At 49.0% G+C, this 12,781-nt stretch carries 15 protein-coding genes; 11 read left to right on the top strand and 4 right to left on the bottom strand.

Annotation, left to right across the window (positions count from 1 at the left end; translation table 11 throughout):
* Window positions 1–325: 325 nt before the first annotated feature.
* Window positions 326–889, bottom strand: coding sequence for a D-glycero-beta-D-manno-heptose 1,7-bisphosphate 7-phosphatase (gmhB, locus tag A6U95_RS18655; protein WP_065685548.1), 564 nt, complete (start codon window positions 887–889; stop codon window positions 326–328).
* 186 nt (window positions 890–1,075) lie between these two features.
* On the opposite strand from gmhB, the gene metN reads away from it, so the two are divergent.
* The 7 genes from metN to A6U95_RS18620 all read left to right on the top strand — a co-directional run bounded on the left by metN (window position 1,076) and on the right by A6U95_RS18620 (window position 7,659).
* Window positions 1,076–2,107, top strand: a complete 1,032-nt coding sequence (gene metN / locus A6U95_RS18650) for a methionine ABC transporter ATP-binding protein MetN (RefSeq protein WP_021806092.1) — start codon at window positions 1,076–1,078, stop codon at window positions 2,105–2,107.
* Window positions 2,100–2,753, top strand: a complete 654-nt coding sequence (locus A6U95_RS18645) for a methionine ABC transporter permease MetI (RefSeq protein ID WP_021179942.1) — start codon at window positions 2,100–2,102, stop codon at window positions 2,751–2,753. The genes metN and A6U95_RS18645 overlap by 8 nt, the downstream gene beginning before the upstream one ends.
* A 98-nt stretch (window positions 2,754–2,851) precedes the next feature.
* Window positions 2,852–3,667 (top strand): MetQ/NlpA family lipoprotein, encoded by an 816-nt coding sequence (locus A6U95_RS18640; RefSeq protein WP_024485561.1) that lies wholly within the window; start codon window positions 2,852–2,854, stop codon window positions 3,665–3,667.
* Between the two features lie 117 nt (window positions 3,668–3,784).
* On the top strand, window positions 3,785–4,189 hold the full coding sequence (rcsF, locus tag A6U95_RS18635) for an Rcs stress response system protein RcsF (protein ID WP_024485562.1): 405 nt from the start codon (window positions 3,785–3,787) through the stop codon (window positions 4,187–4,189).
* Entirely contained in the window at window positions 4,186–4,893 is a 708-nt protein-coding gene (gene tsaA / locus A6U95_RS18630; RefSeq protein ID WP_065685547.1) for a tRNA (N6-threonylcarbamoyladenosine(37)-N6)-methyltransferase TrmO, read from the top strand. The genes rcsF and tsaA overlap by 4 nt, the downstream gene beginning before the upstream one ends.
* 121 nt (window positions 4,894–5,014) lie before the next feature.
* Complete coding sequence (gene proS, locus A6U95_RS18625) at window positions 5,015–6,733, top strand: proline--tRNA ligase (RefSeq protein ID WP_065685546.1); 1,719 nt, start codon at window positions 5,015–5,017, stop codon at window positions 6,731–6,733.
* Window positions 6,734–6,798: 65 nt separating this feature from the next.
* The gene (locus A6U95_RS18620) at window positions 6,799–7,659 is read left to right on the top strand and encodes a YaeF family permuted papain-like enzyme (protein WP_065685545.1); all 861 of its coding nucleotides are present in this window, start codon (window positions 6,799–6,801) and stop codon (window positions 7,657–7,659) included.
* A gap of 219 nt (window positions 7,660–7,878) precedes the next feature.
* Here A6U95_RS18620 and nlpE read toward each other — a convergent pair whose 3' ends face one another.
* From nlpE to A6U95_RS18605, 3 genes are read right to left on the bottom strand one after another with little or no spacing between them, the layout of a single operon-like run.
* Window positions 7,879–8,562, bottom strand: a complete 684-nt coding sequence (gene nlpE / locus A6U95_RS18615) for an envelope stress response activation lipoprotein NlpE (RefSeq protein WP_024529523.1) — start codon at window positions 8,560–8,562, stop codon at window positions 7,879–7,881.
* Window positions 8,563–8,603: 41 nt separating this feature from the next.
* Window positions 8,604–9,017: an alternative ribosome rescue aminoacyl-tRNA hydrolase ArfB gene (gene arfB, locus A6U95_RS18610; RefSeq protein ID WP_024485567.1), complete on the bottom strand. Its 414-nt coding sequence runs from the start codon at window positions 9,015–9,017 to the stop codon at window positions 8,604–8,606.
* A gap of 3 nt (window positions 9,018–9,020) precedes the next feature.
* On the bottom strand, window positions 9,021–9,569 hold the full coding sequence (locus A6U95_RS18605; RefSeq protein WP_065685544.1) for a YaeQ family protein: 549 nt from the start codon (window positions 9,567–9,569) through the stop codon (window positions 9,021–9,023).
* Between the two features lie 214 nt (window positions 9,570–9,783).
* Here A6U95_RS18605 and A6U95_RS18600 point away from each other — a divergent pair, with 214 nt between their 5' ends.
* The 4 genes from A6U95_RS18600 to A6U95_RS31350 form a co-directional block, all read left to right on the top strand.
* Entirely contained in the window at window positions 9,784–9,984 is a 201-nt protein-coding gene (locus tag A6U95_RS18600; RefSeq protein WP_065685543.1) for a YaeP family protein, read from the top strand.
* 41 nt (window positions 9,985–10,025) lie between these two features.
* On the top strand, window positions 10,026–11,708 hold the full coding sequence (locus A6U95_RS18595; RefSeq protein WP_065685542.1) for a recombinase family protein: 1,683 nt from the start codon (window positions 10,026–10,028) through the stop codon (window positions 11,706–11,708).
* 36 nt (window positions 11,709–11,744) lie between these two features.
* Window positions 11,745–12,572, top strand: a complete 828-nt coding sequence (locus A6U95_RS18590; protein ID WP_065685541.1) for a DUF4238 domain-containing protein — start codon at window positions 11,745–11,747, stop codon at window positions 12,570–12,572.
* Window positions 12,569–12,781: hypothetical protein (locus A6U95_RS31350; protein ID WP_206744299.1), on the top strand; the 213-nt coding region annotated here is incomplete at its 3' end. The genes A6U95_RS18590 and A6U95_RS31350, both read left to right, overlap by 4 nt.

Genomic DNA, 12,781 nt, shown 5'->3' with positions numbered 1-12,781 from the left:
TTGGTCACTCTTCAAGACTTGATATTTTTTTGCTACCGAAGTAGCTGGATATCGTCTTGTGAGTGCCCACACAGATTGTCTGATAAATTGTTAAAGAGCAGTGAGTTACGCGCTTTCGCTTGCTAACTCGAGGTGGCGTATATTACGCTTTCCTCTTTCAGAGTCAACCTTAATTTCAGGTTTTTTCTCTGCGACCCCCGGAGACTCTGTGAAGTTGTTCACATGTTCCGTGTCGATGGAGGCGCATTATAGGGAGCTGGTTCAGAATGACAAGAGTTAATATGCACTTTTCTTCCGACCGCTCACTATTCATGCATAACGCTGCTTAAACCCGCTTTTTAATCGCTGCAGGCAGCTCTTGCAGGCTGTTTAGAACCCAATCTGCCGCTTTTTCGCCTTCTTCCGTCACTGGCTTGCCGGTGCGCACCAATACTTTAGTGCCTACCCCTGCCGCCGCGGCTGCCTGCATGTCCTCGATTTTGTCGCCAACCATATAAGAAGCGGCCAAATCAATATTCAGTTCTTTCTGCGCCTGTAGCAACATGCCCGGTTGCGGTTTGCGGCAATCACAAACCTGGCGATACTCTTCTATTACTGCTTCAGGATGATGTGGGCAGAAATAGATGCCGTCCAGATCGACATCGCGGTCGGCCATCGACCAGTCCATCCATTCTGTCAGACGCATAAACTGCTCTTCGCTGAATTTACCACGGGCAATGCCAGACTGGTTGGTGACCAGCACCAGCGCGAAGCCCATGCTTTTCAGTTCACGACAGGCGTCAATCACGCCATCGATAAACTGGAAATCATCTATTTCATGGACGTAGCCATGATCGATATTAATCGTGCCGTCACGATCTAAGAAAATTGCTGGAACGCGTTGTGTCACCGGTATGCTCCTGAAAGCCTGAAAACCGCCACAGTATCGCATGTTTTCGCCGAGACTGAGAATGATGAAGAATAGCGTTAACGTTGACTTGGACGTCTAGACGCCTTAACATCTGATCCAGACCTTGGCGCTGATCAAGGTCTCTCTTTATTAAGCCACGGCAACCAAGCTAAAAATAAGAAGAATATGATTAAACTTTCCAACATCACCAAAGTGTTCCAGCAGGGGTCGCGTTCCATTAGCGCACTCTCTGACGTGACTCTTCACGTTCCTGCCGGACAGATTTATGGCGTCATCGGTGCCTCCGGCGCCGGTAAGAGTACGCTGATCCGCTGCGCCAACATGCTTGAGCGCCCAACGTCAGGTACTGTTCTGGTTGATGGCCAGGATCTTACCTCCCTGTCTGAAGGTGAGCTGACGCGCGCACGCCGCCAGATCGGCATGATCTTCCAACACTTTAATCTGCTCTCTTCACGTACGGTCTTCGGTAACGTTGCCCTGCCGTTAGAGTTGGACAATACGCCACGGGCGGAAATCAAAAAACGCGTGGTCGAGCTGCTAGAGCTGGTTGGTCTGTCTGACAAGCACGATGCCTACCCTGCCAATCTGTCAGGCGGCCAAAAGCAGCGTGTGGCCATCGCCCGTGCGCTGGCTAGCAATCCTAAAGTGCTGCTGTGCGACGAAGCGACCAGTGCGCTGGATCCAGCCACCACCCGTTCCATTCTTGAACTGCTGAAAGACATCAACCGCCGTTTGGGGCTGACCATCCTGCTGATCACCCATGAAATGGACGTAGTGAAACGTATCTGCGATCAGGTCGCGGTGATCAGTCAGGGTCAATTGATTGAGAAAGACAGCGTCAGCGAAGTGTTCTCACATCCGAAGACGCCACTGGCACAGCAGTTTATCCAGGCTACGCTGCATCTGGATATCCCGGACGACTACGCCGCGCGCCTGGTGCCTGAGCGTACCGGAGGCCGTCAACCGCTGTTACGCCTGGAATTTACCGGTCGCTCGGTCGATGCACCGTTACTGTCAGAAGCGGCTCGTCGCTTTAACGTGAACAACAATATTATCAGCGCACAGATGGATTACGCTGGCGGCGTGAAGTTCGGCGTGATGCTGGCTGAACTGCACGGCTCCGATGAAGATGCACAGGCAACGATTAAGTTCCTACAAGAAAATCAGGTAAAAGTAGAGGTTCTGGGTTATGTCTGAGGCAATGATGTGGTTAATGGCACGTGGCGTGTGGGAAACCGTTACGATGACCTTTGTCTCCGGCTTCTTTGGCTTTGTTCTTGGCTTACCGGTTGGCGTACTGTTATATGTGACCCGCCCCGGGCAAATCATTGCCAACAATACCGTCTATAAGGTGTTGTCCGGATTGGTGAACATTTTCCGTTCCATCCCGTTCATTATCTTGCTCGTCTGGATGATCCCGTTCACTCGCATGATCGTTGGCACCTCTATCGGTTTGCAGGCGGCTATCGTTCCACTGACTGTAGGCGCGGCACCCTTTATCGCCCGTATGGTAGAAAACGCCCTGTTGGAAATTCCGTCAGGCCTGGTTGAAGCCGCTCGTGCCATGGGTGCGACCCCAATGCAAATCATCACCAAAGTGCTGCTGCCTGAAGCGCTGCCAGGTTTGGTGAATGCCGCTACCATCACGCTGATCACCCTGGTGGGCTATTCTGCAATGGGCGGTGCCGTCGGTGCCGGTGGCTTAGGTCAAATTGGTTATCAGTATGGTTATATTGGTTATAACGCTACCGTGATGAATACGGTATTAATATTACTGGTGGTGCTGGTGTATCTGATCCAGTTTGGTGGCGACCGTATCGTGAAGGCCGTTACCCACAAATAGTTTTACCCACGCGCTGACATCTACTCGATAGCTTTGCTACATCTGGCAGGATAAAGAGTAAGGCGTATTTCATATGCGAGTCTAATTGAGGAAGGGATATGTCGTTAAAATTTAAATCCATCGCAACAATCGGCGCACTGATCGGTACTCTGGCTCTGGCCGGTTGTGGCCAGGATGAAAAAGATCCAAACCATATCAAAGTGGGTGTTATTGTTGGTGCTGAACAGCAAGTGGCTGAAGTGGCACAAAAAGTCGCAAAAGATAAGTATGGCCTGGACGTTGAGCTGGTCACCTTCAACGACTACGTGTTGCCAAACGAAGCCCTGAGCAAAGGCGATATCGATGTCAACGCCTTCCAGCACAAGCCTTACCTGGATCAGCAGATCAAGGATCGTGGTTATAAGCTGGTTACGGTGGGTAACACCTTCGTGTACCCGATCGCCGGTTACTCCAAAAAGATCAAATCCATTGATGAGCTGCAAGAAGGTTCACAGGTAGCACTGCCTAACGATCCAACCAACCTGGGCCGTTCACTGTTGCTGCTGGAAAAACAGGGTCTGATCAAGCTGAAAGACGGTGTTGGCCTGCTGCCAACCGTGCTGGACGTGACCGAGAACCCGAAAAACCTGAAGCTGGTTGAGCTGGAAGCACCACAGCTGCCACGTTCACTGGACGATCAGCAAATCGCGCTGGCCATCATCAACACCACTTACGCCAGCCAGATTGGTTTGACGCCAGCCAAAGACGGCCTGTTTGTTGAAGATAAAGACTCACCTTACGTCAACATCATGGTTGCCCGTGAAGATAACAAAGACGCGGAAAACGTGAAGAAATTCGTTCAGGCTTACCAGTCTGACGAAGTTAACGAAGCGGCCAACAAGATCTTTAACGGTGGCGCAGTAAAAGGCTGGTAATCGTTCAATAGCCATTTTATTCCGATAATTGCAAGACGGGCTACGGCCCGTCTTGTTATTTGCGCCAGAGATTGATTCAATAGCGCCACTTTGATTATAAAATGGCAGGGACTCTCAATGCGTGTTTTACCTCTCTGTTTGTTAGCGCTCGCGCTGACTGGATGCTCAACGCAGCACACGGCTCCATCCACAACAAACAGCACAACAACTACGGCCGCTCCCGCTCCGGTAAAAGCCACACCAGCAGCCCGCCCGGCCCCGGTAAAACTGTACAAGAGTGCAGAAGAACTGGTCGGCAAGCCTTTCCGCGATTTAGGTGAGGTTTCTGGCGAATCCTGTCAGACCACGGTTCAGGACTCTCCGCCAAATCTGAATACCGCACGTAAGCGTATGCAGACCCGAGCTTCCTACATGAAGGCCAATGCGGTGCTACTGCATGACTGCCAGATTGTCAGCGGCGTCGCCGGTTGTTACCAGCAGGCCATCTGCCAAGGCTCTGCGCTTAACGTCTCAGCCAAATGACCGATTTTGTTTTTGAGCAGATCGGCACCATCCGTTCTCCGTATAAAGAGAAATTCGCGGTTCCCCGTCAGCCAGGGCTAGTTGAAGACGGCGGCGGTGAACTGTTGTTGTTGCCGCCTTACAATCAGCCCGAAGCGGTACGTGGCCTCAGCGAGTTCAGCCATCTGTGGGTGATGTTCGTGTTTCATCAAACCATGGAAGGAGGCTGGCGTCCTACCGTGCGGCCTCCTCGTCTGGGCGGCAATGCGCGTATGGGCGTGTTCGCCACCCGTTCGACCTTTCGCCCTAACCCGTTGGGTATGTCCTTGATCGAACTGAAAGGCATACGGACTCAAGGGGGCGAGGTGGTACTGGAGCTGGGCAGCCTGGATTTGGTTGACGGTACGCCGGTGGTCGATATCAAACCCTATTTGCCGTTTGCCGAAAGCCATCCGCAAGCGCGAGCCGGGTTTGCTCAGGCGGCTCCTGCTGGTGATATGCCGGTGTATTTCTCGCCCGAAGCGGAACAACAGCTGCAGCAACATGTGCGGCGTTATCCCAACCTGCGCCGTTTTATCACTCAGGTTCTGGCGCAAGATCCTCGCCCCGCCTATCGAAAAGAAGAAGCCAGCGGGCGCGAATATGCGGTATGGTTATTGGAGTTCAACGTGCGCTGGCGGATCGTTGATAGTCAAAGCGAAGTGTTGTCGCTCGACGCCCGTTAAAATTCCGCCCGCTCTCTTTTGACAACCGGCTTGCGCTGGTAAACTAAGCCACTTTTGAAAATTTTGGCGGCCAACCCTGGCAGCCCGATGCAATTTGCAGTTCTAACGGAACCAAAACACCATGCGTACAAGCCAATATCTGCTCTCCACACTGAAGGAGACACCTGCCGACGCCGAAGTGATCAGCCACCAGCTGATGCTACGCGCCGGGATGATCCGCAAGCTGGCCTCCGGTCTTTACACCTGGTTGCCGACCGGCCTGCGCGTTCTGAAGAAGGTTGAAAACATCGTTCGCGAAGAAATGAACAATGCTAACGCGATCGAAGTTTCCATGCCGGTTGTTCAGCCCGCAGACCTCTGGCTGGAAAGCGGCCGCTGGGAGCAATATGGCCCGGAATTGCTGCGCTTTGTCGATCGCGGCGAGCGTCCCTTTGTGCTTGGTCCAACCCATGAAGAAGTGATCACCGATCTGATCCGCAACGAAATCAGCTCCTACAAGCAGCTGCCGCTGAATTTCTTCCAGATCCAGACCAAATTCCGTGACGAGGTTCGTCCACGTTTTGGCGTGATGCGCTCGCGCGAATTCCTGATGAAGGATGCCTATTCCTTCCACACCACCCAGGAATCTTTGCAGGTCACCTACGACGCGATGTACGAGGCCTATAGCAAGATCTTTAACCGCATGGGTCTGGATTTCCGTCCGGTACTGGCCGATACCGGTTCTATCGGTGGCAGCGCTTCACATGAGTTCCAGGTGCTGGCAGACAGCGGTGAAGACGATATCGTGTTCTCAACCGGTTCCGACTATGCTGCCAACATCGAGCTGGCCGAAGCGGTTGCCCCTGCACAGCCACGTGCTGCGGCAACGGAAGAACTGCGCATCATCGATACGCCGAACGCCAAAACCATCGCCGAGCTGGTAGAGCAATTCCAACTGCCAGTTGAGAAAACGGTGAAAACCTTGATGGTGCACGCCCGTGAAGAGAGTGGCCACAAGCTGATTGCCCTGCTGGTGCGCGGCGATCACGAGCTGAATGAAATCAAAGCCGAGAAACTGCCACAGGTCGCGGTTCCACTGACTTTCGCCACGGAAGAAGAAATCCGTGCAATCGTCGGCGCAGGCCCAGGATCCCTTGGTCCAGTCAATTTGCCGATCCCAGTGGTTGTCGATCGCAGCGTAGCCGCTATGAGCGACTTCGGCGCGGGTGCCAACATCGATGGCAAACACTACTTTGGCATCAACTGGGAGCGTGATCTGCCGCTGCCACAGAGCGCCGATATCCGTAACGTGGTGGAAGGTGATGCCAGCCCAGACGGGAAAGGTACGCTGCTGATCAAGCGCGGTATCGAAGTGGGCCACATCTTCCAGCTGGGTACCAAGTATTCAGAAGCGATGAAAGCCACCGTTCAGGGTGAAGATGGTCGTAATCAGGTGCTGACCATGGGTTGCTACGGCATCGGCGTGACGCGCGTGGTGGCTGCCGCCATCGAACAGAATCACGATGACCGTGGCATTATCTGGCCGGACGCAATTGCCCCGTTCCAGGTAGCGATTCTGCCAATGAACATGCACAAGTCATTCCGCGTGCAGGCACTGGCTGAAGAATTGTACGATACCCTGCGTTCACATGGCATCGACGTGATCCTGGACGATCGTAAAGAGCGCCCAGGCGTGATGTTTGCCGATATGGAACTGATAGGCGTACCTCACTCCATCGTGATCGGCGATCGTAACCTCGACAGCGAAGAAATTGAGTATAAAAATCGCCGTGTTGGCGAGAAGCAGATGATCAAAACCGGCGAAATCGTTGATTTCCTGCTGGGCCAGATCCAACGCTAATCGCTAGACAAAGCCCCCCAGATGGGGGGCTTTATTGATGGATGTTGTTGTTAAAGGATTAACTTATGCCATTACGCAGCCCCTCGGCTACCCGCCTGTTTGCTTTGCTTTCGGTGTTTTTGACCGGTTGCACCATGGATGTAGGCTTATCCGACCGTGAAAAACACCCCATTAATCCCGTCAACGTTCAGTTCCAATCGTTAAGCTCCGCCCCTGGAAAAACTCTGCGAGAAATCAATCAGGCCGATCTGCAAGAGGGAGACCTGCTGTTCTCCTCAACTATCGGTTTGAAATCACTCGGGATCCGTATCTTGAGTACTTCGTCAGTCAGCCATGTGGCCGTGTATATTGGCGAAGGCCAGGTTGCCGAAGCGGTAGGGGAAGGCGTGCAGATTATCAGCCTGAAAGACGCGCTGACCCATAGCGACAAGATGTTTGCTTTGCGCATCCCCGATCTGACACCGGAACAGGCTAGCCAAATCCGCCAATTCGCCAGCCAAAAAGCCGGCAGCCGGTATAACTATCTGGGCATTGCCGAGATGGTGCCCTTTATGATGACCAAGCAGCTGTGTTCGCTGAACCCCTTCTCTGCCGATTTCCGCCAGCAATGTGTCAAAGGCCTGGCAGCAGCCCAGCTCAAGGCGCCGACCGGTGCCGAGTCGTCGTATTTCTGTTCGGAGTTTGTGATTGCCGCGTTTGAAAACGCGGGGCATCCGTTGACGTTGGCCGCCCCAGGCTGGGTCAGTCCGGGCGATTTACTGCATATGCGGGAAGGGGATATTGCCACGCTGGCACCTAGCAAAGCGCTGGTTTACGTTGGCCATATCAAGCCGGGGATCTATTTACGCTCGCGGGCGTTGGCAAAAAATCAGGCCCCTCACCCTAACCCTCTCCCACAGGGAGAGGGAACCGATCGAGTTCGCTGATTATTCTGCGTAATACCTTACCTTTTTGGTTCCTACTCCCTACATTCCGAAGCCGCACGAACTCATCAAGAGGGAGAGGGAACCGATCGAGTTCGCTGATTATTCTGCGTAATACCTTAACTTTTTGTTCCTACTCCCTACATTCCGAAGCCGCACGAACTCATCAAGAACTCCGGGCAGCTCCCTCTCCCTGTGGGAGAGGGTTGGGGTGAGGGGGGATCAGTTACAGCTCTTGCTGCTGTCGAAAGTGATCTTGCCACCGGGTTCCGGGATCAGCGCTTTTTGCATCTGCCCTTCTTCCATGGAAGGCTGCACGCTGAAATGCCCGTTCAACATCAGGAATACCGGTTCGCCCGGCGCCCGCTGAGCCTTCAGATAGCCCTGCTCGAGCGCGATATTATTCGCTACCGGGAAGGTTTTGCCAGTGGCACAATCCTTAAATACCGCCGCGTCGGCCATATAGGTATACAACCCGGTCAACGGCATCGGCGTTTTCGGCAAGGCCTTGGTCACCGGCGACAGCACATAATTAAGCTGGGAGACAATCGGTGCTCCACTGCGGTCCAGCATTCTCAATTGCTTACCTTCCGGGTGGAAATAACGTTTTTCACCGTTGCTTTCGGTCAGCACCAGCTTGTCTGCCGTACGCGCCCATGTGCCGTAGCTGGCAAAGGTTTGATCGCCATCTTTAGCACCACGATAGGTTTCCTGCAACACAAAGGTGCCGTCCTCATCGAGGAACAGCGATGTGTCCAGCCCGGAGCAGTCCGCACAAGGCAATAAGCCCTGATAGCTCTGCTGCATCGGCTGAAGCGCTTGTTCTTTTGGCTGGTATTGATTGTTACATCCCAGCAATGAAAGGGCTCCTGCCGCTAAAAACAGGGCGATAGTTATTTGCTTCAAGTTATTCTCCTGTTGTCATCCATTGATATCCACGGCGTAGGCTAAGGCTGAACCTTGCCGCGCAGTGCCTTGGTGGCACCTTTGCGCACCTTGCCTTCAAGACGGCGTAATTTGGCCCCTTTGCTGGGTTTGGTTGCCCTACGCGTCTTTTCGACCACCATCGCCTGCTGGATCAGCGCCACCAGCCGGGCCAGTGCCGCTTCACGATTCATTTCCTGGCTGCGATATTCCTGCGCTTTGATAATCACCACCCCATCACCGGTCACTAAATGATGATTAAGCGCCAACAGCCGTTCTTTATAGTACTCTGGCAGGCTGGATGCCCGGATGTCAAAGCGCAAATGGATAGCCGTTGAGGTTTTATTCACATGCTGACCACCCGCACCCTGCGCACGGATCGCCGTTAATTCTATTTCGTTGTCCGGTATGGCTACGTTTCTTGACAGTTCCAGCACCGGTTATTCCTGCGCCTGCTGCCATTCGGCAAATTGAATTTCCAGACTATTCTGAAGGTCTGACAGCCAGATGGTCCCTTCCTGCAGCGTGGCCTGTAGCGTCATATTGCGGCTGGCTAAGGCGGTCAAGCGGGACAGTTGTTCATCATCGAGAAAACGAATACTCAGGTTCTTGTGGTTGGCGACTTTGCTCTGCATAGACTGCCACCAGACATGCCCGGCGCGATCACCATAGGCGTAAAGCACCACCCTAGGTGACTGATTGCAGGCCTTTTTGATGCGTTTCTCGTCCGGCAGCCCCAGCTCTATCCACATTTCCAGCCCGTTATGGTCGTTGCGCCGCCAGATTTCCGGCTCGTCTTCCGCACTCAGCCCCTTGGTAAACACCAGGCGCTCATCGGCATGGCAGATCCAGGCCAGCAGGCGCAGCATCATGCGCTGTTCGGTTTCTGAAGGATGCTGGGCCAGGGTGAGTGTGGTATCACAGTAAAAGTGACGATCCATATCAGCGATATTGAGCGTGGCTTTATAAATTGTTGCTTTCAGCGCCATGGGTAACCTCATTATTAACAGGCCACATTGTACTTGATCAGGGCAGCCCGCAGCCAGCACGGGGAGCATCAGGAGTGGACTAATGCCCAAAAAGAGGAACTAATAACTCCCTAACACCTGTGCTATAGTCCTTTAGATAGGATTTAACCCCGAGTGTCTGTGCCTTATTGCAGCCTGCGTGGCGATAATGCAGAGATCCTAAAGGGAGGCCATTGTGCAACAATACTGTGAGTTAGTACGACGTTTTTACGCTCAGATCGGCAGTGGAGATCTAGGCTACGTGCCGGATGCACTAGCATGTGTGTTAAAGGCATTGGACGAGGTTGCCGCGAATAGCGAGCTACCGTCCTCCGTTAGGGAACAGGCGGCATTTGCCGCCGCTAACTTATTGGTGAGCGACCATGTTGATAATTAGCTAAAATATCCCTAAATTTTTAAATTAAAAAGGAAAGTGAAATGATAAGGAAAACATACGGTTACTGTCGAGTCTCATCTGGAAAGCAACTGGACGGTAACGGTATGTCTAGGCAGCAAAAAAAGCTGCTGAAATACATTCAAAACTATAAAGACCCAAAAAAACTTGGATATCAGTTATCCACTGACAGTTTTTCATGGATGCTACAACCTGGCCAATCTGCATTCAAAGGTTATAACCTTGAGGAAGGTGTATTAGCCGAGTTCATAAAGGAAGCAAAAGCTGGGAAGCATAAGAATTCATGCCTATTGATTGAAAACGTAGATCGATTCAGTCGAGCAACACCTGCAAGGTCAGCATTAAACTTTTTATCATTAGTTACTGAAGGCCAGGTACACATTCATGAAGTAGAAACCAGCACAATTTTCACTGAAAATCTCAATCTTGAGGAATTATCGAGCAGCCTAACACGTGCCAATAGAGAATCAGTACGCAAGCAAAACCTGTCGAATGATAATTGGGAAGAACGCTACGAGGCAGCTAAAAAAGGCACCGACGTCTTAACTAAGCGTGTTCCTAAATGGATTGACGTAGTGGATAACAAATATCAGGTAAAGCCTGAATCTAATATCATTAACTACATTTTTAATCGTTTCTGTGAAGGAGTTGGTAGCACGACTATCGCAAGAGAATTAAACTCGAAGAGAATGCTAATCGGTGATGCCGAATGGTATCCCCAAAACGTGAACAGGCTCCTAAGTGATAAACGTGTTATTGGCTGGTTGGTTTCAACAAACAAAAACAGACAGGACATGCGTTTATATCCTCAGATAATCAGTGATGAGCAATTCTCACGCGTTCAAAATATCAAGAACTCATCACTACCATTAGTAAAACACAAGCCAACGGAGAACATGAATAACCTATTTAATGGTATCAGTTCTTGTGGGCTATGTGGAGCGGCTGTAGGTGTAATAAAGCAAACATACAAGGGAAAAATCACTTATAAACGGCTTTATTGTTCCAAACGCAAAGAGATTAAGACATGCACGGCAAAATCCATTCGGTATGATTTTATTGAAAAAGTAATTTACAATCATGTATTGAATTTTGATTGGAATAAATTTCTATCTAATGAATCACAAGAAGATACTTCAGAGAAAATTAAAAATGAATTAATCTCCAAAACAAATTACGCCACTGAATTAAGAAAAATCATTGATGAGTCTGACATGCCAGATCTTTCTTTTGTTAGAAAGTTAAATGAAATAAACAAAAATATTACTTCATTAGAATATCAACTAACAACTATAAAAAGTAAGCCACAAAAGTTTGATATTTCTGGATTCGACATAGAAAATAAAGAAGATAGATTAAAATATAATTTAGCACTACGGAAAGTAGTATCTACCATCAAGTTAGCCCGGCATCCTTTTGTAGATACATTTGTAAGCATTGAATTTCACTATCATCTAAGTAACTTAAAGCATTTGATACTAATGGATAGTATGAATGGCGATGTATTGTTAAATATTGCATGTACAGAAACAGAAGAAACCTTACATTACATTTCTAATGTGATGAGTATTGAATATGACAAACTAACACATCATGTTGAAATAGAAGGTCTGTATGTATCAGAGGACTTAGCACTGATGTTGCTATTTATGGAACAACAAGGCGTAGACGGAAATTTAATTGAAAAAGTACGCAAGTTACTTTAGGTATATAAATTATTTTAATCGGTATAGGTTTATAATATGAGTATAAAGAAGAAACATCATTTCATACCAGCTTGTTACCTTAAGGGCTTCACCGATTTGGGAAAAAGAAACTCTACATTCTGGGCGTTCCCTAAAGATATTAAGATTAAAAAATATAAAACACGACCTGATGATGCGTGTACATCAAGAGATTACTATACATTAAGTTTTAACGCTAAACCTTTACTCGTTGAGGATTGGTATGGTGACAAGGTTGAACCTAAAATTGGAACTTTTCTCAAGGAGATAGAAATCACAGAAAGAATTCCAACGGGTAAAAATTACGAAGGTCTATTGTTGTTATTAGCCTCTCTTTTTTTACGAGTTCCATCTTGGAGAAAATCGTTAGAAACACCTCTATTACGCAGTCAAGTTATCGCAAAGAGCATGGCACGTGATTTAGCCATACAAGGTATTTCTGTAAAAAATCTTGATGACTTTTCAGTTACAAACGATAAACTAATTGAAGTTGAATTAAATCAAATAAAAACAGTTATCAGGTGCCTTAGGCAATACTCCTTCGCATTATGTATTGCACCAAAAGGTATTAGTGTTATTACTTCTGATGCCCCACTCTTAATTCTGAATGAAAAAGAACATATCTATGGTTTGTCTACACCAGAAACATTTTTGCTCATCCCAATTAACAAAAAATGCTATCTATATGGTACAACTGATAAAAACAACAAAGGGTCAACAAGAGTTAACGCCCATGCGATAGCACATGTTAACTCTTTAATAATTCATTATTGTAATCGGTTCTTTTACTCTGATGCCGAAGAGGTTCATATTTTAGGCAAAAACAATAAAGTTGTTATGTATTGAATATTAGTGATTTTTTTAAATTTAATTCTAAAGTTTATCTTGATATTGCTCTTCCAGTAAATGAAGCCCAATTAAAAGAAAAAACATTGCTAATGTACCACTTGATAAATTCAACTCTCGGTGAATCACTATCAACAATCCCAATAACATTTACTGTATTGGTTTCTTTTTCTAATGCCTCATATATATCTGTCTCTTATACACATCTC

The sequence above is a fragment of the Serratia sp. 14-2641 genome, from assembly GCF_001692375.1.
Classification (GTDB): Bacteria; Pseudomonadota; Gammaproteobacteria; order Enterobacterales; family Enterobacteriaceae; genus Chania; species Chania fonticola_C.
The sequence above is the reverse complement of the archived record's forward strand: the minus strand, read 5'-3'. Positions and strand labels throughout refer to the sequence as shown.